At 64.7% G+C, this 23,392-nt stretch carries 19 protein-coding genes and 1 pseudogene; 7 read left to right on the top strand and 13 right to left on the bottom strand.

The annotated features are described in order from the left end of the window. Window positions 1-66: 66 nt before the first annotated feature. A complete protein-coding gene (locus tag OKW37_RS28655) occupies window positions 67-378 on the top strand; it encodes a hypothetical protein (RefSeq protein ID WP_429353354.1) in 312 nt (103 codons plus the stop codon). Between the two features lie 6 nt (window positions 379-384). Here OKW37_RS28655 and OKW37_RS28650 read toward each other — a convergent pair whose 3' ends face one another. The 3 genes and pseudogenes from OKW37_RS28650 to OKW37_RS28640 all read right to left on the bottom strand — a co-directional run. Then, window positions 385-1,278 (bottom strand): class I SAM-dependent methyltransferase, encoded by an 894-nt coding sequence (locus tag OKW37_RS28650; protein ID WP_429402945.1) that lies wholly within the window; start codon window positions 1,276-1,278, stop codon window positions 385-387. Window positions 1,279-1,551: 273 nt separating this feature from the next. Next, window positions 1,552-2,223 carry a SagB/ThcOx family dehydrogenase gene (locus OKW37_RS28645; protein ID WP_429402944.1) on the bottom strand — a complete coding sequence of 224 codons (672 nt, stop codon included), beginning with the start codon at window positions 2,221-2,223 and terminating at the stop codon, window positions 1,552-1,554. A 250-nt stretch (window positions 2,224-2,473) separates the two neighbouring features. Next, a pseudogene (locus tag OKW37_RS28640) lies at window positions 2,474-2,618 on the bottom strand (nitrate reductase); the annotation flags it as partial. Between the two features lie 181 nt (window positions 2,619-2,799). On the opposite strand from OKW37_RS28640, the gene OKW37_RS28635 reads away from it, so the two are divergent. The 4 genes from OKW37_RS28635 (at window position 2,800) to OKW37_RS28620 (ending at window position 9,356) form a co-directional block, all read left to right on the top strand. Further along, a complete protein-coding gene (locus tag OKW37_RS28635; RefSeq protein WP_018422973.1) occupies window positions 2,800-3,633 on the top strand; it encodes a class II glutamine amidotransferase in 834 nt (277 codons plus the stop codon). 309 nt (window positions 3,634-3,942) lie between these two features. Continuing rightward, window positions 3,943-5,235 carry an NRAMP family divalent metal transporter gene (locus OKW37_RS28630; RefSeq protein ID WP_429402943.1) on the top strand — a complete coding sequence of 431 codons (1,293 nt, stop codon included), beginning with the start codon at window positions 3,943-3,945 and terminating at the stop codon, window positions 5,233-5,235. Window positions 5,236-5,447: 212 nt separating this feature from the next. Next, window positions 5,448-6,809, top strand: a complete 1,362-nt coding sequence (locus OKW37_RS28625) for a metallophosphoesterase family protein (RefSeq protein WP_429402942.1) — start codon at window positions 5,448-5,450, stop codon at window positions 6,807-6,809. Window positions 6,810-7,109: 300 nt separating this feature from the next. Continuing rightward, the gene (locus tag OKW37_RS28620; RefSeq protein WP_429402941.1) at window positions 7,110-9,356 is read left to right on the top strand and encodes a sensor domain-containing protein; all 2,247 of its coding nucleotides are present in this window, start codon (window positions 7,110-7,112) and stop codon (window positions 9,354-9,356) included. A gap of 102 nt (window positions 9,357-9,458) precedes the next feature. On the opposite strand, the gene OKW37_RS28615 is transcribed toward OKW37_RS28620, so the two are convergent. Next, window positions 9,459-9,713: a DUF4148 domain-containing protein gene (locus tag OKW37_RS28615; protein WP_429402940.1), complete on the bottom strand. Its 255-nt coding sequence runs from the start codon at window positions 9,711-9,713 to the stop codon at window positions 9,459-9,461. A 50-nt stretch (window positions 9,714-9,763) separates the two neighbouring features. Here OKW37_RS28615 and OKW37_RS28610 point away from each other — a divergent pair, with 50 nt between their 5' ends. Continuing rightward, entirely contained in the window at window positions 9,764-9,997 is a 234-nt protein-coding gene (locus OKW37_RS28610; protein WP_429402939.1) for a hypothetical protein, read from the top strand. 59 nt (window positions 9,998-10,056) lie between these two features. Beyond that, window positions 10,057-11,817 (top strand): tannase/feruloyl esterase family alpha/beta hydrolase, encoded by a 1,761-nt coding sequence (locus OKW37_RS28605; protein WP_429402938.1) that lies wholly within the window; start codon window positions 10,057-10,059, stop codon window positions 11,815-11,817. Window positions 11,818-11,850: 33 nt separating this feature from the next. On the opposite strand, the gene OKW37_RS28600 is transcribed toward OKW37_RS28605, so the two are convergent. From OKW37_RS28600 to OKW37_RS28560, 9 genes are all read right to left on the bottom strand, one after another. Next, window positions 11,851-13,308 carry a serine/threonine-protein kinase gene (locus tag OKW37_RS28600; RefSeq protein ID WP_429402937.1) on the bottom strand — a complete coding sequence of 486 codons (1,458 nt, stop codon included), beginning with the start codon at window positions 13,306-13,308 and terminating at the stop codon, window positions 11,851-11,853. A gap of 40 nt (window positions 13,309-13,348) precedes the next feature. After that, window positions 13,349-14,227, bottom strand: a complete 879-nt coding sequence (locus OKW37_RS28595; protein WP_429402936.1) for a c-type heme family protein — start codon at window positions 14,225-14,227, stop codon at window positions 13,349-13,351. 86 nt (window positions 14,228-14,313) lie between these two features. After that, a complete protein-coding gene (locus OKW37_RS28590; RefSeq protein WP_429509987.1) occupies window positions 14,314-15,300 on the bottom strand; it encodes a hypothetical protein in 987 nt (328 codons plus the stop codon). A 169-nt stretch (window positions 15,301-15,469) separates the two neighbouring features. After that, on the bottom strand, window positions 15,470-16,021 hold the full coding sequence (locus tag OKW37_RS28585; RefSeq protein ID WP_429402933.1) for a hypothetical protein: 552 nt from the start codon (window positions 16,019-16,021) through the stop codon (window positions 15,470-15,472). A gap of 53 nt (window positions 16,022-16,074) precedes the next feature. Continuing rightward, the gene (locus tag OKW37_RS28580; protein WP_429402932.1) at window positions 16,075-17,001 is read right to left on the bottom strand and encodes a hypothetical protein; all 927 of its coding nucleotides are present in this window, start codon (window positions 16,999-17,001) and stop codon (window positions 16,075-16,077) included. 21 nt (window positions 17,002-17,022) lie between these two features. Next, window positions 17,023-17,628, bottom strand: a complete 606-nt coding sequence (locus OKW37_RS28575) for an OmpA family protein (RefSeq protein WP_184066294.1) — start codon at window positions 17,626-17,628, stop codon at window positions 17,023-17,025. Between the two features lie 160 nt (window positions 17,629-17,788). Continuing rightward, window positions 17,789-18,505, bottom strand: a complete 717-nt coding sequence (tagF, locus tag OKW37_RS28570) for a type VI secretion system-associated protein TagF (protein ID WP_184066297.1) — start codon at window positions 18,503-18,505, stop codon at window positions 17,789-17,791. After that, on the bottom strand, window positions 18,502-22,047 hold the full coding sequence (gene tssM, locus OKW37_RS28565; protein ID WP_429402931.1) for a type VI secretion system membrane subunit TssM: 3,546 nt from the start codon (window positions 22,045-22,047) through the stop codon (window positions 18,502-18,504). The genes tagF and tssM overlap by 4 nt, the downstream gene beginning before the upstream one ends. A 46-nt stretch (window positions 22,048-22,093) precedes the next feature. Continuing rightward, window positions 22,094-23,383, bottom strand: coding sequence for a DotU family type VI secretion system protein (locus OKW37_RS28560; protein WP_429402930.1), 1,290 nt, complete (start codon window positions 23,381-23,383; stop codon window positions 22,094-22,096). Between the last annotated feature and the right edge of the window lie 9 nt (window positions 23,384-23,392).

Below are 23,392 nucleotides of genomic sequence, written 5' to 3'. Positions count from 1 at the left end.
GAGACTGAGCTGGGAAAAGTCGGCATCCCGCTTGCGGCACCGAGCGGGATACGAATGAGGGTGACAATGGATAGCGTGCAGTGCGAGTACGGCGATTGCGTGGTGCTGATCCGCGCACTGCGCAACTGGGTTGACCGCTACTGCCCCGCCGACTGCGCGCGGGTCAAGGCCGAGATCAGGCAACTCATCGACATGGTGGAACGGGCCGGACCGCGCGACGCGATGTTTCACGGTCGTCTCGATGCGGCCCGCTCGCTGATCGTGCTCGGGCGACTGTCGGATGCGCTGGACTGTGTCGATACGCTACTGCGGGTCGTGCAACAAACTGAGCGCAGCCCAACGCGTCGGCCGATTACCGCCCGCGGCTGGCGCCCGTAGAACACGCTAAGGCTTGACGAATCTCAGCGTCATGCGATCCGATTCACCGATTGCGGCGTAGCGCGAGCGGTCGACGTCACCGCCCGCGTAGCCCGGCGGCAGCGACCATACGCCATGCGGATAATCTTTCGTATCTCGCGCGTTCGCGTTGATTTCGCTGCGTTGCGCGAGCACGAAGCCGGCCGCCTGTGCCCGGTCAATCACGAAAGCTTCAGTCACATATCCGGTTTCGATCATCTGCTGTACCGTCGAGCCGGGCCGGGCGCGATGTTCTTCCACACCAAGTTCGCCCCCGTGCTTCAGCGCGTCATGGAACGCACGCAGATTGGCATCGAGCTGCCCATCCTTGATCCAGTTGTGAATGTTGCGAAAAGTAAGCACGCGATCGAACCGCTCGTGTGCATCGAAGCCGAAAAACTGGCCCGCGTGCAATGTGCCGACCACGACGTTCCCGTAGATTGCGGGGGCGCCCGCGAGCTTACGCAAATACTCTGCATCGATTGACCGGTCTTCCGAGGCCAGGTCCGCGGACGTGCTCAGATATTGGGCTTCGTACAGATGACCCGCGTCGTGCAGATAGGGCGCCAGAATGTCCGTGTACCACCCGCCGCCCGGCGCGATCTCCAGCACGGTTTGCGTCGGACTCAGATCGAAGAAGCGCAACGTCTGCGCCGGGTGACGATAGACGTCGCGCGCCCGGGCGGTCTGACTGCGTTGCGGATTGGCGACCGCCAGGTCGAGCGCCTTCGCCTCGGAAACTTGCGAAGGTGTGACATGACCGCTCAGCTGTGAGGAGGAAACGCATCCGGCCATGATCGTCGCGATCACCGTCATCGCGAAACGGACAGCACGACGCTTCGAATATTCCACCAGGGTCGAGCGCACGAGAATCGGCTTCATAGGCACCGCGCGGAGTTGACATGGCACACACGATACCCGCTCCTTCGAAGTTCGTGTTTGCCGCACTGCTGACCGGTGCATCGATGTCCGCGCATCCCGTCGCGCCGGGAAGGACCCCAGTCCTCGAGCCCGCGTGTCAGGGAGCGGGCGATGCCTTGTAGGTGTCTTCTATTGCCGTCAGCGTATCGAACGCGAGGTCCAGGTCCTGTTTGAAAGTATCGAGCACCTTTCGTTCGCGGGTGGGGCGCGTTCATTTCATTCTCACGCAATGACTTAGACCGGAAAACCTACCGGGATCAGATAGACGACGGTCTGGGCGTGAGGCAGGCCGAGCTTGCGCGCCGCCGGAGCTCCGTCGACGGCGCCCACGGTCACCGCGACGAGCCCAAGCGTGACGACCTGAAGCAGCATGTTCTGGGTCGCGTGCCCGACCTCGAGATCGGCATACAGATTCGCTCTCCCGCCATACCTCGCGCTCAGCCGACTGGGGTCGGCGGCCACCACGAGCAAGGCCGGGGCCGCCTCGACGGACGCCTGGTTGACCGCCAGTGCTCTCAGCTCGGGGCGCAGGTCGTGGGTCGCCCGCGTCTCGGCCCGGTGGCCATCAGGCAGATAGTGCATCACCTCCGTGGCGGTCACCACGTAAAGTTCGAGCGCGTACAAAGCGCCGGCCGCCGGAGCCGCGCGCTTGCCGTCCGAGCTGGTGATGCCCTGCCCGGCCCACAGCAGTTGGCCAATGGCCTCGACCGGCAGCGGCTTTGGCGCGAATCTGCGCACGGACCTGCGCTTCTCGATGGCTTCTTCGAGGGACATCGTGCCTTTGAGGTTGGGCTTGGGCAGATCGATCTGACCGGTGAATTTCGCCTGGCTTGCCTGCGCGAGGCCGGTAGAACCCTCGGCGAGCGCGCCTGCGGCCAGCGCAACCAACAGTTCACGGCGTTTCATCGGCACCTCCATCAGCAAGAAAGCAGGCTGGCTGGCAGAGCCTGCAGCCTGCGCGAATCTCAGTGCTGCACATTTGCCGCCTCGTCTTTTGCGGGGGGAGGTCCGTCGAGCGGCAACGGCGCAGTCGACCACTCGCGCGGAGCAAACACGAACACGGCTAAGCGACGGAACCCACGACCACTGTGCGCCGCACTTCCGACAGGTAGATCAGGATCAGCGAAACCCAGACGATCTCGGTGACGACGCCCATGGAGCGAACTATCTTGTCGTGCTGCCAGCGCTGGCGGTAAGCATCCTCCCATTGCCGGTCTTCATCTGTGACAGCACCATGACCATCCGAGATCTGGGGACGGGGGGGCCGTAAAGTAACGTAACCTGTCCAGAAAGTGGCTCATGCGCGTCCTGCCTCTATCAGATCAGGCCGGTGCAAGCTCAAAGCGATGCCCGGCACGCAAGCACCTAAACGCCATCTGGCATAGTGACAGGTAAGGTGTCTGCCTCAATCGGACTTTGGTCCTACAATCGCCGCCCGCGGGTGGTGTAGGGTTGTCACGCGTAACCGACAGGAGAGCAATCATGTGCCGCTGGCTCGCTTATACCGGCAATCCGCTTCAGCTCGAAACCGTGCTGTTCAACGCCCGGCATTCGCTGATCGATCAGAGCATGCATTCCCGGCTCGGCGCCACCACCACCAATGGCGACGGTTTCGGGATCGGCTGGTATGGACATCCCACTGACATTCCGTTTCGCTACCGCTGCATCCAGCCCGCGTGGAGCGACCGCAATCTACGCGAGGCCGCGCGGGCAATCCACTCGCCGCTGTTCGTCGCGCACGTGCGCGCGGCGACCGACACGCCGTCGCAGGAAACCAACTGTCATCCGTTCCGCCACGGCCGCTGGCTGTTCGCGCACAACGGCCTGGTGCGCAACTATCCGGCGGTGCGCCGCGACCTGATGGTGAAGATCGACCCCGATCTGTTCCCGTCCATCGAAGGCTCGACCGATTCCGAGGTGCTGTTTTTTCTCGCGCTGACCTTCGGGCTGGAGCTCGCGCCCGTCACCGCGCTCGAACGGATGGTCGGATTCGTCGAAGCCACCGGCCGCCGGCATGGCGTGGATGAACCGCTGAACATGACCGTCTGCGCGACCGACGGCGAGCAGATCATCGCGGTCCGCTATTCGAGCGAAGGACAGTCGCGCTCGCTGTTTCACAGCACGTCGTTCCGTCATCTGCGCGAGTTGTATCCCGACGACGAGCGCATCAAGACGGCCGGCGAGAATGCGTTCCTCGTGTTGTCCGAACCGCTCGCGGACTTGCCGGGCTTTTGGGAGGAAATTCCCGAGAGCACGGCGGTGGTCGCGCGCGGCGGCGAGATTGGGCAGTATGCGTTCAAGCCGCGCCTGGACTGAGTCGCGCCAAGCCAATCGTGCTCGAAGACTTGCCTGACGCGATCGACGAGATCCAGTTGCGGACGAAGCCTCTTGCGCATCATGCGTGACGGTGTCCGCCGGCACGGCCCAAAGTTCGTTACTCCCGTTTAGAAACCCGCATTTCCGCGCACTGTCAGCGGAGGCGCCTTGCGCATCTTCGCCGGTGCGCTCGTCGAGCGCGTCCGTGATGTGCAGCCGATTCCTATGCCCGCCTCCCGAAGCCGCGCGACGCTGGCACGAACGCCCGGGCCCGCGACTTGCTAAACGTTGCCGCGAGGTGACACATATATGAACGACGAAAAATTGATCGAGCCGGAATCCGCCGTACGCGATTCCGTGGAGCGATCCTGGATCAGACGCCTGGGCCCTGGCCTGATCACGGGCGCCGCGGACGACGATCCGTCAGGAATCGGCACCTATTCGCAGGCCGGCGCGCAGTTCGGATTCAACCTTCTGTGGGTGATCCTGATCACGTATCCATTGATGACCGCAATACAACTGGTGAGCGCGCAGATTGGCCGGGTCACCGGCAAGGGCCTCGCATCCAACATACGCGCGCATTATCCGGCATGGCTGCTGTACGGCGCGGTCGCCCTGCTCGTCATGGCGAACGTGATCAACATCGCCGCCGATCTGTCGGCGATGGGCGCCGCGGCCGGATTGCTGCTGCCAGGTCCGCAGCACCTTTATGTCGTCGGCCTCGGGACGCTCTGCGTCGTTCTGCAGATTTTTGTCCCCTACGACAGTTATGCGCGCGTTCTGAAGTGGACCGCCCTCTCCCTTCTCGCGTACGTCGCGGTCGCATTCATCGTTCCGATCCCCTGGGGTGAAGTCGCGCGCGCCGTTGTGTTGCCGCGCATCTCGCTGACGTCGGACTATCTGACCATGGTCGTCGCGGTGCTGGGCACGACGATCAGTCCGTACCTGTTCTTCTGGCAGGCGTCGCAGGAAGTCGAAGAAATGCGCTCGGCACCGGAACAGGCGCCGTTGCGCCGCGTACCGCACCAGGCGCCCGCGCAGTTGCGAAGGATACGTTTCGATACGTGGGTTGGCATGGGGGTGTCCAACTTCATTGCATTCTTCATCATATTGACGGCGGCGGCTACGCTGCATCTGCATCACATCGACGTGAAAACCTCGGCCGATGCCGCGCGCGCGCTCGAGCCGATTGCCGGGCGCTTCGCTTACGTCCTGTTTGCGCTCGGCATCATCGGAACCGGCCTGCTCGCGCTGCCGGTCCTCGCCGGCTCGGCCGCCTACGCCGCCGCGGGCAGCTTTCGCTGGCGCAGCAGTCTCGCGTTGCATCTGACGCTCGCGCGTGAGTTCTATGCGGTGATCGCACTGGCCATCATGGGCGGTGTGGCCATCACCTTCATGCATTTCGACCCGATCCGCGCGCTGTACTGGAGCGCGGTGATCAATGGCGTTACCGCGGTGCCGATCATGGTCATCATGATGCTGATGGCGCGAAGCCGGCGGGTCATGGGACAGTTCGCCGTCAAGGGCGTGCTGGCCTGGGGAGGATGGCTCGCAACGCTCGCGATGGCGCTGGCGGCTGTGGGCGTGTTCGTGCCGTCGTAACAGACGCGTGCCACCGCAAACCCGGCTTTCGCACGGAACAGCGGCGCGCCGCAATTCGGGCCGCACGGGTTGCGCAACGGCAAGCGGATCTGAACTTCCCCGTTTCGGGTTCGTCTGAACGGTGCATCCGGCCGGCGCCAGCGCCGTCACATGCTGACGGTTTGCCGACAACAGCGTGGCCGCTCCCGTTCGCCGATCAAGGAGGATTGCAAATGCCGAAAAAGCGTTCAGATGAATCGTCAGCCGCACGCGGCAACCGCAGCGACAGGATTCTCGCCGCGCCCGTTTTCTCGCAGCCACAACCCACGCCGGACCCGCAAACTTTCGTGGTCAGGCACGCATCCGATGCCGCAGCCTACAAGGTCATCGACGAACTGAACCGCGAGCACAAGCTGAAGGCGCTGCCGTTTCCGCCACCGCGCGGCGGCACCGAGCCCCGGCTGACGTTTGCGGAGGTGGTGGACAACAACCAGAAGCTCCTCGATACGATCAGCGCGAACGGACAGATCGTCTTTCACGCCACCGGCGATTGCGGCAGTACGAAAGGTCCGGTCACCCAGAATGAAGTTTCGGACAAGATGGTCAGCGACTTCGACGAAGCCGATCCCGCCGAGGTGCCGCAATTCAACTTCCTGCTGGGCGACATCGTCTACAGCTTTGGCGAAGCGCAGTACTACTACGATCAGTTCTATGAGCCGTACCGCAACTATCATGCGCCGATTCTCGCCGCTGCCGGCAATCACGACGGAATGGTTTCGCCGTTGCAGCACGAGAAGAGCCTGCAGGCGTTTCTGAGGAACTTCTGCTCCGACTGCTTCCAGGTCTCTCCCGATGCGGGCAATCTTTCACGGACGGCGCAAATTCAGCCAGGCGTTTTCTTCACGTTCGAGGCGCCGTTCGTGCGCATCATTGCGTTGTACAGCAATACGCTCGAGGACCCAGGCGTGATCGCGGACCGTCACATCGGCAACAGCCAGCTGAAGTTCCTGAAAGCGGCGTTATTGCGGGTGAAGAAAGAGAACTATCGAGGCGCCCTGCTTTTCGCGCATCACCATCCGCCCTATGTGGCGCGCGGCCGTCATGGCTGGAGCGTCGCAATGCAACAGCAGATCGATACGGTTTGCAATGAGGTCGGTATCTGGCCGCATGCCGACCTCGCGGGACACGCGCACAACTATCAGCGCTTTACGCGAACCCGCTCCGATGGCACCCACATCCCTTACATCGTTTGCGGGAACGGCGGTCACGCCGTACAGCGACTCACCACCAACGGACAGCCGCCCCTTCGCGCGCCGCAGCTGATCCAGGCTGCGTCGAAAGACACGGATGCCGTGGTCCTCGAAAGCTACGACGACCGCAACTTCGGCTATTTACGGCTCGTCGCCAACGCGAGGCAACTGCGTATCGAATACCATCCCGCCGTTGACGGACCCAACACGAAGACCCCCGACGATCAGGTGACCATCGATCTGGCCACCCGGCAGGTCGCTCACTACGTGGCTCGCGACTCGGGAATACCCGCTCTTGCGGAGCGCATTCGTCAGTTCGCGCAGGTCAAGCCCCACCAAGGCTGATGGGCGCGCAATCCGCCCCCGATCTCATGCGAACCGCGGTTCCCGCGCGTTTCCCCGCATTAAAGATTTGTGACTTCCTACCGTAATAATAAAAGTGAGGCCGGCTCGCAGCGTTCGAGCCGTCGCTCAACCCGGTAGTCGGAGAACAGCGTGAGATTCAAAGCGACTTCGTGCCCTAAAGAAACCAAACCGATTGAGTCCCGGGTCGATAGCGACGCACATGCCAATGGCTGGTCAGCCCGCAACCAGCAGTTTCTTTCCTATTTCCTGTCGCGGTACGGTCAACGCAGGACCATACCGTTGTCGAGTCTCTGCATTGCCGTCGTTGCCGGCGTTGGCATCGGTGCTCTTGTGCATCAGGCGGCCGGTGAAGCGGCGATTACCCTACGTGTCGCATTGTCGATGGTGTCGGGCGTCGCCGGTCTCGCGATCGTTCGTCGCAAACTCGGCCTGGATTACGCGCGGCAAAGCGCCGCCACCGCACTGGCGAGCGGGCTTCTGCACGCGAATCGCGACTGCCTGAAGGTGCTGGCTACCGACGGAAAAATGCTGCGGGTGTCGGAGCATGGCGCGATGTTGATGGAAGCGGAGTCACCGGAGCAACTGTCCGGCGCGGACTGGCTCGCATTCTGGACCGGCGAGGACCGCACGGCGGCCGAGAAGGCTTTGGCGGGCGCCGTTTCCGGCAAGAGCACATCGTTCACTGGAAGCTGCGCGACGACGAGGGGGCGTACCAGGTGGTGGAACTCCACGCTCACGCCAGTGACGGGCGACGACGGTGCGGTGAGCGCGCTGCTTTGTGCTTCCGAGGACGTCACCCAGCAATCCGAGCTGTTGAAGACACTGCGCGAACGCGATGAATTGATGCATGAGATGGAGTTGCATGTCCGGCTCGTGTTCTATTCGTGTAGCTCGCATTTTGAACACTGTCATCATGTCAGCGCAGGTGTCGAAAGCGTGTTCGGCATTACGCCTCAAGAGCTTGGCAACAGGCCTTCCGCGTGGCTCGATCTCGTGGTGCCGGAGGATCTGGAGCCATTGCTCGCCGAGATGAACCGCGTCGCGTCCGAGGTGGCGGAAGGTCGCGTCGAATACCGCATCCGCCGTCCGGATGGTTGCCTGCGCTGGATCAGAAGCACGGCCTATCCCGTGTGCGACGGCTCCGCGAACGTGGTGCGCATCGTCGGTGTCAGCGAAGACATCACGCTGGAACAGGAACGCCTCGCGGCGCTCGACCATCTGGCCTACACCGATGGCCTGACAGGTTTGGCTAACCGGGGCGCGCTGATCCGCCAGATGAAGACGCTTTGCAGGCAGAACGTCGCCTTCAGTCTGATGTTCGTCGATCTCGACCGATTCAAGGTCCTGAACGATACGCTGGGCCATACGGCCGCTGACCGTCTGTTGCAGGACATCGCCAAAGTCATTCAGGGAGCGCTTGCGCCGGATGCCTGTGTAGCGCGCCTCGGCGGAGACGAGTTCGCGGTGATCGTCAGGGGCGAGAGCGACAAGGCCACGTTGGCGAGCCTGGCGCAGTCTCTGCTGAACCTGTTTTCAAGCGACGTTCGAAAAGACCACGCCGCGCCATTCGTCACGGCGTCGATCGGCATATCGATCTTTCCCGAGCACGGCCGCGATCACGAGGCGCTGCTGACGAGCGCGGATATCGCGATGTATGCGGCGAAAAAAGGCGGTCGCAACGGCTTCCGGTTCGCCGACGAAGCATCCAGCGATGTGCTCGGCGATTTCGAACTCGAGTGCAATCTGCCCACGGCGCTGGCGTCGAACCAATTCGTGCTGCATTTCCAGGGTATTCATGAGCCAGCCTCTCTGGCGGTGAAAGGCGTCGAAGCACTGGTTCGATGGAATCATCCAGCACGAGGCCTGGTGGGTCCGGGCAGCTTCATTCCGATCCTCGAAGAAAGCGGGTTCATCGTCGAAGTCGGGGCATGGGTCGTGGACGCGGCCCTCGCTCAACTGGCCGTCTGGCAGGCCGCCGGAAGGAAAGAGCTGTCCATGTCGGTGAACGTGTCCGCGCGTCAGCTCAGGGATGACTCGCTTGTCGCCATAGTCGACCAGGCGCTGCGAAAACACCGGGTGCCGCCGCGCTGCCTCCAGATCGAATTGACCGAAAGCGCGTTGATGGAAAACCCCTCGCTCGCGCAGGCAACGCTGATGGCGCTCAAGCGGCTTGGCGTGCGCATCGCCATCGACGACTTCGGAACGGGATACTCGAGCCTGCGTTATCTGGCCGATTTTTCGCCGGACATCGTCAAGATCGACCGCTCGTTTACGGCCCGGCTGGGCTGCGACGCGGCGGCCGCCTCGATCGTTCGGGGCATCATTCAGATGTCGCACGAACTCGGCATCAAAGTGACGGCCGAAGGTGTCGAAACGAATCAACAGTTGCATACGCTGCGCGACGCAGGTTGCGACTACGTGCAAGGGTTCTTTTTGACGAAGCCGATGAATGCGGAGAATCTGGTTCAGTGCGAAAGCTTCGTGCCTTTGTCCGCAGCGGGAGCAACGAGCTACTGCTCCCACTGACGAACAGCTCCGCGACGACCGGGCGCAATTAGCGATTGCCGGCCTCGACCTACATACGATGACGCAGCCAACCCGGTTCCGTTCCGGTTCTCGCCTTTGCCCTCAATGCGTGCGCACCGGTTGCCCGCTCTGTCCCGCACTCATCGCCGCGCCTCTTTCCGCTCGATGCATGGCCGCTACCTTCGCTTCGGCAGCTTGAATGTCGGCGGGATACGAACCATCGTCGCCGACCGACGGGTTATATCCGGCCGCTTCCAGCTCCTCGAGTTCGTGCATGACTTCCGCGCGGGTGACTTGATGAGGTTCGGGCTCCGACGCAGTTTGCGCATACAGGCTCGCCGAATTGGCCATCAACATCGCACCGGCTTCGCAGTGTCGAGCGAGTACGACACTCTGGCGTGCGCGCGATGACGATTCGGCGCGCGTTGCGTGAGTTAGCGACTATGATTGATTGGTTGAGTTTGGCCGACCGGAACCACATCGACAGGCCGATGAAAGACTTCTACCAAATCGAATGCAAGTGCGGATATGCGGTGTCGGGCGGTATTGCGCGCAAGACGCGACGTGGCGTTGAGCACGCGGTGGCCGCGCCGTTGGCAAAAACAACAAAGGTCAAAGGTCATGGGTACGTCATGGCATAGGGGGCTGATGCCGCGACGTCCGGTGCCGTCTCCAGGCCTCATTGGAAGGAGACACGGCGATGAACTTGAGCAGAGAGTCGTGGCGCGCGCGTGGGCGCGTGCCGTCGTGGGTGGGGGCGTGCTGTGTGCTGGCGCTGTGCGCCATGTGGAGCCACGGCGCGTACGCGGGTTCGTCAGCAGGACAATGCCAGGGCGAGGCATGCAAAAGGCACGAGCCACCACCCCGATCGAAACTCAGCTGTCCGAATCTGAATGGATTGACCATCCGCGCCCGTGAGATCGGTCTGCCGACGACAGGCGCCGTCGTCACCTCGACGACCCAGGTGGCGGCGAGCGGCAGCGGCGCGACGGCTACCGGATCGTACTGCCTCGTGGCCGGCGCGATTCATCCGGTCGATCCGTCCGCGCCTGACATTCTGTTCAACGTCGCGTTGCCGGACCAGTGGAACGGCAAGATCCTGATGCTCGGCGGCGGGGGTTTCGACGGCTCGATTCCCGCCATCACAGGTAATGTGCCGAGCGCGCCGGCGGCTCTGCCGGGACCGTTGTCGCGCGGCTACGCGGTGTTCGCGAGCGATTCCGGGCACGAGGCGAGCAACGGTTCGGTGAACGGCGCGTTCTCCGTCAACGCCGAGGCCTACGACAACTTCATGGGCGAAGCGCTGAAGAAAACGCATGACGCCTCGCTCGTGATCATCGACGCGCATTACGGCACACATGCGTCCAGGGCGTATTTCGCGGGCGGCTCAACTGGCGGGCGCGAGGCGCTGACCGTCGCGCAGCGCTGGCCGCGCGACTGGGACGGCATCATCGCGTTCTATCCCGCGTACGACTTTACGACGCTGAGCCTGCAGCAATTGCGCGTGACCGAAGGCTTCGCAGCGCCCGGCGCGTATCTCGACACAGCGCAGCGCGCGCTGCTGCTCAACGCGGTCATGCAGGGTTGCGACGGACTCGACGGCGTGGTCGACGGTCTCATCAGCAACGTGCAGGCGTGCAATGCGACGTTCAACCCGGCGACGGCCAGCGTCGACGGCAAGCCTTTGCGTTGCGCCGGCGGTATCGCGCGCGGCGACACGTGCCTGTCGGACCGGCAGATCGCGGCGCTGAACACGATGAACACGCCGCTCGTGTTTGCGTACCCGCTCGAAAGCGGCGAAACGCTGTATCCCGGCTATAACGTGTATGGCGCCGATCTCGGGGTGGGCAGCAGTTCACCGCTCGAAGGCACCGTCACGACGCTCGCGCTCGGCACGACGCAGCCGTCGTATCCGCTGCAAAGCACCGCGATGTTCGACGGCCAGATCGCCGACGACTTCGTCCGCTACACGGTGATGGACAACCCGGACGCAGACTCGCTGCAGTACAACCCCGCGATTGCCGGTCGATGGTCCGGCCGCGTCAGCATGCTGTCGGGGCTTGACGCGACCGATGCGAACCTGACGCCCTTCATGCGGCACGGCGGCAAGTTGCTGATGGCGCACGGCACCGTCGATCAGACCGTCAGCACGCGGGCAACCGAGATCTACTATCAGCGCATGCTGGTGACGATGGGCTTTGGCGCGGTCGGCTCGTTCGCGCGCTTCTATGAGATTCCGGGGCTGCAGCACGCGGTCGGCACCGAGTTCAATGCGTCGTGGGACTCGCTGACGACGCTGGAGAACTGGGTCGAGCACGGCACACCGCCGGCGCACCAGGTGGTCACCGATACGGAGGGTGTGCCGGGACGCACGCGGCCGCTATGCCAGTATCCGGCGTGGCCCAGCTATAACGGCGCGGGCGACGTGAACAGCGCGAGCTCGTTTACCTGCGTGCAGTGAAGTCGGTCAGGGAGAGGCTTGCCGGTCGAGGCGCTAACCGGATGAATCGACATCGTGCCGGAAGCGACGGCGTTGCGCGGGGTCGGTGATGCAGTCCTCGAGCCGCTGGACGAACTCGTCGAAATTCGCGGCGTGCCGCGCCTCGCGACTGGCGATCATCTTCGCGATCGGGCCCAGATAGACGGCCAGTTTAACGGCGACGGCATCGATGCCGGCCTGATCGATCGCACTGTCTGGTGTCGTGCCTGCGGCGCTCGCGGGCGATACAGCCGATACCTTTGCGGCAGCCGTCGCGACGCGTGAGCCCGGCGATGACGAGGTCATCATCGACATATCGGGCAAGCCAGCCGTCAGCCGCGCGAAGGCCTGCTCGAATTCGAGCCGCGCCGTGTCCGGCAACGCCGCCGCCAGCTGCGCGCCGAGCGTCGGCAGGTCGTTCGTCTGGGTGGCCGCGCGTCGCACCAGCAGGCTCGCGAGCGGGCCCATCTGGGTCGCGAGTTGGCGTTCGATGCGCGCGAGCATCTCGGCCGGCCAACTCGGCGGCGCCGAAGGCACGGGCACAGGTGCGGGGCCGACGCCCGTCGCATGCGCTGGCAAGGAGGCGGACGCTGACCAATACGCGGACGGCGTCACGATAGTCCGGTCATCGTCGGCCGCCGCCAGTGAGACGGCCAACGACCTCAAGCTCGCGAGCCATTGCGCGGCCGAACCGAAGCGGTCGTCCGGCCGCCTCGCGAGTGCTTTCGCCACCATCGCGTCGAGCGCCGGCGGCAACGCGGAGACGATTTCCGATGGCCGGGCCGGCGCATCTTTGATGATCTTCTGCCTGATCGTGGCCGGCGAGCCGACGAACGGCTGGCGGCCGGTCAGCATCCGGTACAGCACGACGCCGGCCGAGAACAGGTCCGCGCGGGCATCGACCGATTCGCCCTCGAACTGCTCGGGCGACATGTAGCTCGGCGTGCCGATCATCCACCCGGACGAGGTTGCGGACGAGCCGATGCGCGCGACGCCAAAATCGGCGACCTTCAGAAGCCCCGGCGCCGTGACGAGCAGATTCGCGGGCTTGATATCGCGGTGCACGACGCCGGCCTCATGCGCATACGCGAGCGCGGCGAGCAGTTGCGCCAGCCAGTGGAAAGCGTCCGACAGCGGCAACGCGTGGCCCGGCACCAGCAATGTATCGAAGCCATGCCCGGCGACGTATTCCATCACGATATAAGCCCTATCGCCGTCTTCGCCGAAATCGTGGACCGTGACGATGTTCGGATGCGCGAGCCGACCGGCCGCGCGTGCCTCGTTGCGAAAACGCAGCAGCATGTCGCCACTCGTGTCCTCGCCGGCGAGCAGTTCGCGACGCACGGTTTTCAGCGCCACCGGTCTTTCGAGGTGCGGGTCGAACGCGAGATAGACGACGCCCATGGCGCCCGTCCCCAGCACGCGGTCGATGCGGTACTTGCCAATGCGCGTAGGCGTTGCTTCGTTGCTCATTCGGGTTCCGGTCGAGGGGCGCCTGGCCGATCACGCCAGCTTACGCCCCCAGCATCCGCAGCGCTTCGACGAGACTCGTTTTCATGCGGTTGAACGAGACCGCGAGCGAGGCGATTTCGTCGCCGCCGCGCGTCGAAAACGATGCGGTGTCGAGCTTGCCGAGGCTGACTTCGTCGGCCGCGCGCGACAAAGCCTTGAGCCGCTTCGTCACGAGGAAATGCACCATCAGGTTCAGCGCGATCAGCACGCATCCGAACACCGCGGCGAACGACAGCATGAACGTGCGCCAAACGCTGTGCGCCTGTCCCAGCGGCAGCGACATCGGCACGGACACGACCTGCGCGCCGATCGTTTCATGCAGAGGCCAGTTGAAGCCGTTCGCCGGCCCGTATTTGTCGATCATCGTGCGCGGCGCCGCGCTGGGCGTGCTGTGGCATTCGAGGCACGCGGCCGAGTCGATGCGGGTGGGCCGCGCGATGTACAGGCTGGGGCCCGACGGCGTCGCGCGTTCGCCAATCAGTTCGGGCAATTCGGGGTGGTCATGCAGGCGCCGGATCACATCGGTCTCCCAGTCCGTGGCGCGGTCGCGCGGGTTGGTCGGATCGAGCATCGCGCTCTTGTACGAGAAGCCCGGAAACTTCTTCTGGATCGCGAGCAGGCTCTCGACGGCGGAATACGCGGGAATCGACTGCGGGACGAACGCGTATTTGATCTGCGTGGCAAGCAGCGGCGTCACCTGTTCGGACGTGTAGTTCTGCGCTGCGGTAGCGGCTTCGATCATCAGGCTCGCGTCGCGCACGGTCGTCTGCACCGCGTTTTCCTGCAACACCCGGTCGGCCACGAAACCCGCCGCGGCGAATCCGGCGGCGAACACGACGAGGAAGGCGAGATTGAATTTCAGAGTCAACGACAGGTTCATGGCTGCTCCACGCGAATGGTGTGCAAGGGCGTCAACGCCTGGTGGTGCATGGTACGTCAATGCGCGTCGGCGTCGTCCGGCGTAGGTTAGTTCCGGTATAGCCAACTGGGGACGGATTCGGGACGCACCGCCGGCGGCGCTTGCGCGGGCCTTTTGTGTGGCTCGCTCGCCGGGCGTGGCGGCGGCGGATGCAAAATCGGCCGCCATTCCGGCAAAACGTCCAGATGGGCGTCGACCTGCGCGCGAAAGGCCGCTGTTTTCAGGCGCGGCACGAAGCGTTTGACGAAGGTGCCGCGCTCGCTGACGCTGCTCGTGAGCCAGTCGGAGACGTCGGCGTAATCGACGGCGCGCAGTGGCGCGGCAAGTTCGTGCCTGCTCGCGAGCCGTCCCGCCATCCCGACCAGCGCGTCCCGAAAGCCTGGCGGCATCGTGCCGATGAACTCCGCGGATGGCCGGGCTTGCGCGCGCAGGGGCCCGTCGGCAAGTCGCTCGAGGTACTGGCCCGCGTGCAGGATTTGCCTGGGCGCCTGGGCAGGGGCGCGAACGACGACGATCGCGTCATCCCCGGACTCCGCGAAGATTGCGGCGCGCTCGCCGGTGGTCATCGCGACGACCGACCACGGACCATTGCCTGAAGGTTTGATGTCGAGGCCGTGAAGTTCGATCGACAGCGGCGGTTGCGCGCCTGCGCTCACCTTGCAGCCAACCTTGAGCCAGCCGCTCAGCATCGTGATTCGCAGCGGTCTCGCCGCGGCGTTTTGCGACGTCGACGGCGTTTTGAGCAGTATTTGCGTTTGCGGCCCGAGCGCGATCAGCGTCCCCGCGCCGTCTTCGAGTTGCGCGGATTTGCCGGCGTCGGTTTCGATGATGTCGTCGTCGCGCAGCCTGGCGCCCTCGCCCGTCCGATACAGCGAGGCGCCGCGAATCACCGACACGGGACTCTCGGCGAACGAGACGACGACGTCCGCGTGGACGAGCGGCACCGCCGACGCAAACAGCGCCAGCGCGCCGCCCGCGCGTGCGCGCAGGAAGGCTGACGCCAGCATGACGAGGAAACGGTGAGCGGATGGCATCATCGGGGTCCGTTACGTCGGTGTCTGCGGTACTGTTTATCGTAGACGGTCCGATTCGTCGAGGGGTTAACCGACGAAGGCCGACACACGGCGCATTTCCCCAATCGCGGCGCGCGGCTTTCAAAAAGACGCGCATCGCGTTGTTTTTTTGCGGACCGCCGCGCTTGCCTCAATTCGCAAACGTCGCCAGCTTGAACGTGCATGCAGTCGCCCCCGGCATCAGAAGCCCCTGCTCCACGCCAACGGGCACCTGACTATTGCCTGGCCCGTACAGCCAGTAGGTGAAGTAAAGCGCTCCCGCATGGCTGACCGCCAGTCGTTCCAACGCCTGGAACGGCCCCGAATTGATCTTGCCCAGCTGCGGCACGAGGTTGATATCGGTCGAACCGCCGAGCGTGTGCGGAATGGCGTGCCCCCGGTGATAGGTCCCGCCGTTGGCGAGCGGATGTCCGCGCATCCGCGTCGCGATTTCCTTGCGCGCCACCGTACTCTTTCCCTGACTGATTCCCCACGCTGCAATGAGGCGCTCGGTCGTCATATCAAACAGATATGAAAACTGGCCGACGGAACTTTCGAGCAATTCGCACGATGCCACGCGCCGAACATAATCATCAGCCCACAGGGCGACCAGCAGCGGGGCCACCTCGTCGCTAAACGCAGCGGTCGCATGCGCGTGCGACAGGCGCGGCAAAATGCGGTTGAGTTCTGCGTAATCCGTCATGCGTCACCTCGACAGCGTGTGTCGCGCGATTCGCGCGGCTCGCTTCGTCCTTGCTATCCGCTCGCTCTCGCGACCGCCTCCTGCAAGCGCCGCCGCACCTTGCCGACATCGACGCCGCCAGGTCCCGGCGTGTCGCTGATCGGCATATAGCGCGCAGGCGTATGCAGCAAATAGGCCTGCATCTCATCGATCACGATCCGGTCGCTCGGGTCGTAGCCGAGATTCTCCAGTTGCCGGGTCAACTCCGCGCGTTCCTCGAAGCTCAATACCTGCCACCAGAACGCGCGGCACGCATGTGCGTATGCGCCGTCCGAAAAGTACCGCCAATGGCCTAATTCGTGACTGAGGATCGCGGCCCTGACGGTGGCGTCGATCATCTCGCCGCCTGGCGCGCGACCCAGCCCGGGAATGGTGATCAGAAAATCGTGTGCGTTCGTCGCTTTCGAGATCCCCTGCTCCTCGCGAATCAAACGCCATCGCACGAGAATCGTCTGCAACGTGCGCTCGCCCTGGTTCAGCACCACGCCCTGCTCGCGCGCGAGTTCGAAAAAATGCGCCAACTCCTCCGTGCTGAAGTTGTTGCCCGCCGTCAGCCCGGCGGGGTCGGTGCCAAAGCGCCGCGCGTGAGCCGCGATGGCCGCCGCCGACACCACGCGGTCGCGCGGCATATCGCGGCGTTCGAGCAATGCCACCACGCGCGCGAACATCGCACCCTGTTGCTCGAGGCTGGCCGCCTGCATCACATGGAGGCCGGGTTGGTCCGTCACGGTGAACAGTTGCAGGCGCGCATCGGGGGCCAACGCGGCGGCGAGCCGGGCAAGCGGCAAGCGCACCGCTCCGGTATCGTCGCCGACGGCCGCGGGTCTGTCGGCGGCGTTGTTCGAGTCCTGCGGACCCGCGGCCAGCGCGATCGTGGTGACGCACGCGAACAGCAGCGCCGCGCCCGTCGCCACGTTGCAATACACGCGATAACGTGTCATCGGCGGCAACCTCGAAAGCGCCTAATCCGTGACCGTGACGATCGTCACCCGACGGTTCTCGGGCGCCGTCGGATTGCGCTTGTTCAACGGATCGGAAGAACCTTTGCCGAGCGACGATAGCCGCTCCGCCGAGATACCGTCTTTCTGCGTCAGATATTCGACCACCGCGGCCGCACGGTCTTCGGAGAGCTTCATGTTGGCATCGGGCGACCCGCGAGGATCGGCATGCCCTTCGACGCGAAACCGGTACGCCGCGAGTTTCTCCGACTGCAATGCACCGGCGACCTTGTCGAGCGCGGCCTTCGCGCTGTCGGTGAGCGTGGCCGAATTGGTGGCGAACGTGATCAGGATTTGCGCGGCGGGTTTTCTCGCGGGCGCGGGGCGCGGCGCGGCGGACGGCGGCTTGTTCGACAGCACGAAGCCGCGCGTCACGACGTTCTCGCCCGACTCGCTCGACTGGTCGGGCTCGAGCGCGCGCGTCACCGACTGCTCGTTGATGTCCTGCTCGTTCAGGACCGGTTCGGCTGCGCGCGAGGCCGTGCACAGCAATGCGAGCAAGCACAGCGTGGCGGACAGAACGCCGCCCGGAATGCGTCGTGCGGAAGACGGATGGGTCAGGCGTGACATACGGCGATCTCCGCAGAATGGAGTTGCGGTGAGGCCGCCAGCGCCCCTTTACGGACCGTCGGCGAACACCGGCGGGAACCGGCGTATGACAGCCTCATCCTTTAAAGACGAATGATGGGAAGTCAATTTGAAACGCTTACCCTTACCCGCGGCGGCGACCTCAGTGATGCCGTTGCTGTGCGCCCGGGTTCGAAATCACGTCGATCACCGAATCCCACTCTTGCGTGCCGACGTCGAGCAGACTCGCGAACTGCAAGCCGGTCGTCGTGCCCGCGGAAACTCTCGCCGAAGCCGGCACGGCCGGTGATCCGTCGCTCCACCAGAGCGCGTGTCCCATGGCGACGGTCTGTTCGAGCAAGGCGGCGAATCCGCCGTCGGCTGCATCAGGGATGGCGAGCCGCCACGGCATCGATGCGCGATCCCGATTGAACAGGCTCTCGGCTCGCAATGCCGCGTCGAAAGCATCGAGGGCGAATTCCTGCGTCAGTGTCGACAATGCGAGCGCCACCAAGCGGTCATACCATCCTTGCGCATCGGCCAGTCGCCGTGCGAGTTCGGCGCCTTCGATCGCCTCAGCGATCGTGAACGGAAAATAGCGTCCCACACGGTCCACGCCCGGCGTCAGAACGCCCGCCCACGCGCTCGGGCCATACAGACCCGCGCCCAGCGCGAAACACCACACCGGGGCATTCAGATACAGTTCCAGCCACTGCGCGCCAAAGCGCTGCCGAGAGAGCAACATACCTTCCTGCAAGCGCTCATCCCAACGCGTGACGAACTCGACTGGCAAGCGCCGTCCCACGAAGTCGCCATGCGTGCGCACCTTGCCGAAGAAGCCGGGCCCGGATGTCGGCTCCTGCGCAAGCTCGCCGCTCATAGCCGATCCGGACAGCGGAACTGCTCGAGCATGGCACGGCGAAACGGATTCACGATGCTGCTGGCTGCCAGTTCGAACTCCGCGCGCCGGCCATCCGAGTCGAAGCTCAGGCGAAAGCGGTCGGGTTGCGCGGTGGGTTGCAGACGCGCATCGTCCATCAGATGCAGCAGTGCCCACGGTCCGTCGGCACGCGCCGCCGGTGTGCTGCCCGGCGGCGTGAACTCGACGTGCGCCTGGCCGGTGCCCTTGCCGCTCGGCCACTGGAACACCATCGATTGCGGCGTGTCGGGTTTGACGACCATTTGCTGCCCATCGATGTCGAGCGTGAACTGGGTAATCGATGGATCGATGCTGAGCGGCTTCACCGTGAAGCGCACCGACACGTCTCGGCCGCCGGCCCGGAAGAACGCGTCGCGGATCTGCGCGGCGCGCTGGAACTGGCCGAGCACGTCGACCGGGATGCCGAGCGTATCGACGCCGCTGCGCCATTTCCACTGCGGTCCCGACATGTCGACCATCGTTGCCAGATTCTTCTGGAAGAAATCGTCGATCAGGCCGCCTGGGCTCAGCAGCCTGCCGAAATCGTCGGGCGCGACGTCGCGCGTCGAGCCGCGCACGAGAGGATAGCGACCGTCGAGCGCCTGCCGGCACAGTTGCGCCACGTTCGCCTGCCACAACGCGTTCAGGCGCGCCCGCTCGCCGCCCACCATCAGCGACCCCGCCCCGCTCGCGACGCTGGTGGCCACCGTCGCGAGCGGCGGCGGCGCCCCCTGGGCCACCAGCTTGAGCTTGTTCAACGCATCGCCGGGCGGCGGCGGCAAGCCCTGACGGCGCGCCGAGTCCGCGGCCTCCAGATAGGTCGCGGCGTCCTTCAGCGCGGCGAGTTGCGCGTCCAGCGGAGCCGGGCCCGGTGCGCCGGGTTTGCCGGCCAGTTCGTGCAGCGCCTGGAAATGCGCGTCGACCGGATTGAGTTCGGCCGGCGCGGGCGGTGCCGCGTCTTCCGGCTGGTTGCCGAGCGCGCTCTCGAGGCGCTTTTTGGCCGCATCGAGCTTGTTGGTCAACGCGGCAACGCCCTGCTCCGTCAGCGAACCGCCCGTTCTGGTGCTGCCCAGCGTGGTTTCCTGCGCCGCGGCCAGCATCAGCGAGCGCAGCGGCGAGTCGGGCGCCGCGAGCACATTCGCCACGCGTGCCCCCTGCTGCACGCCGTCGAACGGCACCACGTCGATATCGTTGAGCAACGCGTCCCACTGGCGGATGTACTCGTCGTAATAAAGCCGGGTGATGCCCGCCTTCAGATCCTCGATACCGTTCGGCGTCAATACCGATTCCTGACGGCCGAGCACCCAATCGTCCTTCGCGATATCGATCACCGCCGCGTCGCGCAACTGGCCGAACTTCTGATAGCCGGCCCGCGTGTACGCGCCTGAAACACCGCGCGTCAACGGCGCGCCGCTCTTGCGCACGAGCACCAGCGCGGCATTGCGCCCCGCCGCGTTGGCGACGCTGAACTCCGGCAGTCTGCTCTGTTCGAGATCGCGTTTGACGCGGTTGAACAGACGCTGCGTCAGCGGCATTTTGGCGAGCGTCGCGCGCGCCTGCGCGATCAGATCCTTGTCGAGCGGCAGCGACGCATCGAAGCGCGCCGGCTGGAACAGCGCGGCGAGATGGCCGTCGAGATCGTTGCGCTGATCGTCGCTGGCATCGCGCAACGGCCCGCGGCGCCAATCGACATCGGCCCACAAGCGCACCGAGTCGGCGTCGAAGTGCAGTGAATCGCCCAGCATCAGATAGGCGCGCAAGACTTCATACTGGAAGTCGGGATTGTTCGCGTCACCGCGGCGCAGTTCTTCTTCCATGCGGCTCACGACCAGAGGCAACAGCGTCTGACGCAACAGCCGCCGATAACTGGTCTGCGCTTCGAGGCCGAGCTTGTCGCCCTGATAAAGGCCGAGGCGCGACAGCCACGGCACGCTCCTGTCGCGGTCCGCGTAACCGCCGGGAAGGTCGCGCGCGGCATTGAGCAGCGGCAGCAGCGCAAGCGGGTTGTCGCCCGGCTGGGTGGTCTGCGCGAGCTTCTGCAACCCGGCAACGTGCTGTCGAACATCGGCGACGTAAGCGCGATTGCGTTGATAGCTGACGAAGAACAGAACCAGCGCCAGCACCGTGACGATGCCGATCGCCGCCAGCGCGGCGCGCTGAAACCAGGCGCGGCGCCGCTCCAGCTTCTGGTTCACGCCCGCGAGTCCGGCTTCCTCGAAGATCACGCCGCGCAGCAGCCGCGTGATGAAGTAAGCGCGCCCGCTCGCCGGGTCGGGCAACACGACCTGTTGCTGGAAGCCGAGCGCCGAGGCGACCGCGCTCATCACGCGATCGATCGGCCGGCCTTCCTGGGTGCCGCTCGTGAAATACACGCCGCGCAGCAACGCGGACTCCTCGAAGCGCGAGGTACTGAAGGTTTCGTCGAGAAAGCTTTTCAGTACGGCTTGCAGACCCGCGAACTGCTGCGGAAATCCATAGACGAGCGCACGCCGGCGCACATCGGTCTCGCGCTGCATACGGTTCAACACGCGGGCTTGCAGTTGCTTTTCCAGCACGTGGAATTCGGCGGGAAATGCGGCCAGTGCGTCGTCCGGCGAGCCTCGCTCGGTGAACGGGAACGTCATGCCCCAGACCTGTTCGCGCTCGTCGCGGCCGAGGTCGTCGAAGAATTCCGCGAAACCCGCGAGCAGATCGCATTTGGTCACGATCACGTAGACCGGAAAACGCATGCCGAGCTTGCCGTACAGTTCCCTGAGACGCTCGCGCACGGCTTGCGCCTGCTGCGCGCGTTGCGGGTCGGACAGTTGCAGCAGGTCGCGCGTCGACAAGGCCACGATGACGCCATTCAGCGGCCGGCGTGGCCGATACTTGCGCAGCAGTTGCAGGAAGCCGGCCCACGCGGCCTGATCGGCTTCGGCGAAACTATCCTGGGTGGTGAAGCGGCCCGCGGTATCGAGCAGCACCGCATCGTCGGTGAACCACCAGTCGCAATTGCGCGTGCCGCCCACGCCGCCGATCGACTGCTTGCCGAGCCGCTCGGCGAGCGGAAACTTGAGTCCGGAGTTCAACAGCGCGGTGGTTTTGCCCGTGCCGGGCGCGCCGACGAACATGTACCACGGCAACTGGTACACGTACTGACTACCGAAGCGCCCCTTGACCCGCGCCTTGCGCAAGGTCGCCATGGCGGCTTCGAAACGCTGCTTCAACGCGGCGATGTCGGCCTCGGATTCTTTCTTGCCGGGCGCGGGCTCGGCCGGTCCCTCTGCCACCACGCGAGTGAACTGGATGTTGGCGAGACGCACGGCGATCCAGCGCACGCTCCAGTACACCGCCCACACCAGCAGCAACACGATGATCACGGCCCAGCGGCTGCTGTTGCTTTCGAGCGGCTCATGACCCGCGTACGCGACGAGCGGCCCCTCGACCCACACGATCAGCGACAGTGCGAGCACCCCTAGCAACGACAGCACGATGGCTCGTCTGAGCCAGCCAAAGATTTTCATACCCGGCTCCCCTGTGCCACCCGCGACGGACTCATCCCGAAGGCCTTCACGACGCCGCTCCCGGCGCCAGCACCGTGATATCGACGCGGCGGTTGCGCGCACGATTCGCGGCCGTGTCGTTCGGTGCGATCGGCTCGGCGTCGCCGCGCCCCTCGGCGCTGAAGCGGGCTGGGTTGCCGGCCCGCGACGCGAGCATGTCGCGCACCGCTTCGGCGCGCGCCTGCGACAGATGCCAGTTCGACGGGAAGCGCGCGGACAAGACTCGCTGGCTGTCCGTGTGACCCGCGACCACCACGTTGCCCGGCACTTCCTTCAACGCGTCGCCGATACGCTGGATGAGCGGGACGAAACCCGCGGCGAGATCGGCGCTGCCCGAGCCGAACAGGCCGTCGCCATTGATCGTGACGACGGTCCGATCGGGCAACTCCGAGACACGCACGAGGCCTTGGGCGATTTCAGGCGCGAGGAACTGCGATAGCTTCGGCGCAGGTTTGGGCGCGGCCGCCAGTTTCGACGCGAGCACCGGAGCCGGCGCGACGCGGATTGCGTGCAGCGCTTCGAACACGCGGTCGGACATGTCGTTGAGCCTGAAGCTCAACACCAGATTGACGATCACCAGCACGAGGCAGGCGATTGCCGCCGCCACCCACAACGGCACGAGTTGCAGCAACGGCTTGCGTTCGACCTTGACCGGCAGCCAGTGCGGCGACAGATCGCGTTCGGCCGCGCCGCGCTGGCCGCGAATCATCTGTTCGAGGCGTTCGCGGATCGTGTCGAGCTGCGTGCGGCCACCGTCGATCAGACGGTAACGTCCTTCGAAACCGAGGCCGAGAATCACGTAGATCAATTCGAGCACATCGATATTGCCCGCGGGGTTCTGCGCGAGACGCTGCAGGATCAGGAAAAAGCGCTCGCCACCCGAGGCCTCGTTGTGGAATGTCACCAGCAAGCTGCGGCTGCCCCACAAGCCCGCCCCCCATGGCGTGCTGGCGATCGCTTCGTCGAGGAACGTGCACAGGCAATAGCGCGAGGCGCCGAGCTTCTCGTCATCGATGCCGTTGGCGCGGCCTTGCGTCTCGAAGCTGCGCACCATTTGCATCAGCTGGTTGCGCAGGTCTTCCACATTCGGATGGGTCGGCAACTGCCGCAACGGCAGCGCCAGTTCGATCAGCGGGTTGGCCGCGCGCAACAGCGGATTCAGACCGCCGCCGCCGGGCAGCATCGGCGCGGGCGTTGCCGCGGCCGCCATGAACGCCGCCCGCGCGCCGCCCGGTGTCGGAATCAGAATCGTCGCGCCGGGATCGTCGGCGGGGCCACGCGGTTCGTCTGGACTCACGATGAACTT

Origin of the sequence: Paraburkholderia sp. MM5482-R2 (genome assembly GCF_050436125.1) — a bacterium.
Classification (GTDB): Bacteria; Pseudomonadota; Gammaproteobacteria; order Burkholderiales; family Burkholderiaceae; genus Paraburkholderia; species Paraburkholderia tuberum.
This window is presented reverse-complemented; position numbering and strand designations above follow the sequence as displayed.

Excerpts from the sequence above, each read along its gene's own strand:
- OKW37_RS28655 (WP_429353354.1), top strand. The coding sequence starts at position 67 with ATGGATAGCGTGCAGTGCGAGTACGGCGATTGCGTGGTGCTGATCCGC.
- OKW37_RS28650 (WP_429402945.1), bottom strand. The coding sequence starts at position 1,278 with ATGAAGCCGATTCTCGTGCGCTCGACCCTGGTGGAATATTCGAAGCGT.
- OKW37_RS28645 (WP_429402944.1), bottom strand. The coding sequence starts at position 2,223 with ATGAAACGCCGTGAACTGTTGGTTGCGCTGGCCGCAGGCGCGCTCGCC.
- OKW37_RS28635 (WP_018422973.1), top strand. The coding sequence starts at position 2,800 with ATGTGCCGCTGGCTCGCTTATACCGGCAATCCGCTTCAGCTCGAAACC.
- OKW37_RS28630 (WP_429402943.1), top strand. The coding sequence starts at position 3,943 with ATGAACGACGAAAAATTGATCGAGCCGGAATCCGCCGTACGCGATTCC.
- OKW37_RS28625 (WP_429402942.1), top strand. The coding sequence starts at position 5,448 with ATGCCGAAAAAGCGTTCAGATGAATCGTCAGCCGCACGCGGCAACCGC.
- OKW37_RS28615 (WP_429402940.1), bottom strand. The coding sequence starts at position 9,713 with ATGTTGATGGCCAATTCGGCGAGCCTGTATGCGCAAACTGCGTCGGAG.
- OKW37_RS28610 (WP_429402939.1), top strand. The coding sequence starts at position 9,764 with ATGACGATTCGGCGCGCGTTGCGTGAGTTAGCGACTATGATTGATTGG.
- OKW37_RS28605 (WP_429402938.1), top strand. The coding sequence starts at position 10,057 with ATGAACTTGAGCAGAGAGTCGTGGCGCGCGCGTGGGCGCGTGCCGTCG.
- OKW37_RS28600 (WP_429402937.1), bottom strand. The coding sequence starts at position 13,308 with ATGAGCAACGAAGCAACGCCTACGCGCATTGGCAAGTACCGCATCGAC.
- OKW37_RS28595 (WP_429402936.1), bottom strand. The coding sequence starts at position 14,227 with ATGAACCTGTCGTTGACTCTGAAATTCAATCTCGCCTTCCTCGTCGTG.
- OKW37_RS28590 (WP_429509987.1), bottom strand. The coding sequence starts at position 15,300 with ATGCCATCCGCTCACCGTTTCCTCGTCATGCTGGCGTCAGCCTTCCTG.
- OKW37_RS28585 (WP_429402933.1), bottom strand. The coding sequence starts at position 16,021 with ATGACGGATTACGCAGAACTCAACCGCATTTTGCCGCGCCTGTCGCAC.
- OKW37_RS28580 (WP_429402932.1), bottom strand. The coding sequence starts at position 17,001 with ATGACACGTTATCGCGTGTATTGCAACGTGGCGACGGGCGCGGCGCTG.
- OKW37_RS28575 (WP_184066294.1), bottom strand. The coding sequence starts at position 17,628 with ATGTCACGCCTGACCCATCCGTCTTCCGCACGACGCATTCCGGGCGGC.
- tagF (WP_184066297.1), bottom strand. The coding sequence starts at position 18,505 with ATGAGCGGCGAGCTTGCGCAGGAGCCGACATCCGGGCCCGGCTTCTTC.
- tssM (WP_429402931.1), bottom strand. The coding sequence starts at position 22,047 with ATGAAAATCTTTGGCTGGCTCAGACGAGCCATCGTGCTGTCGTTGCTA.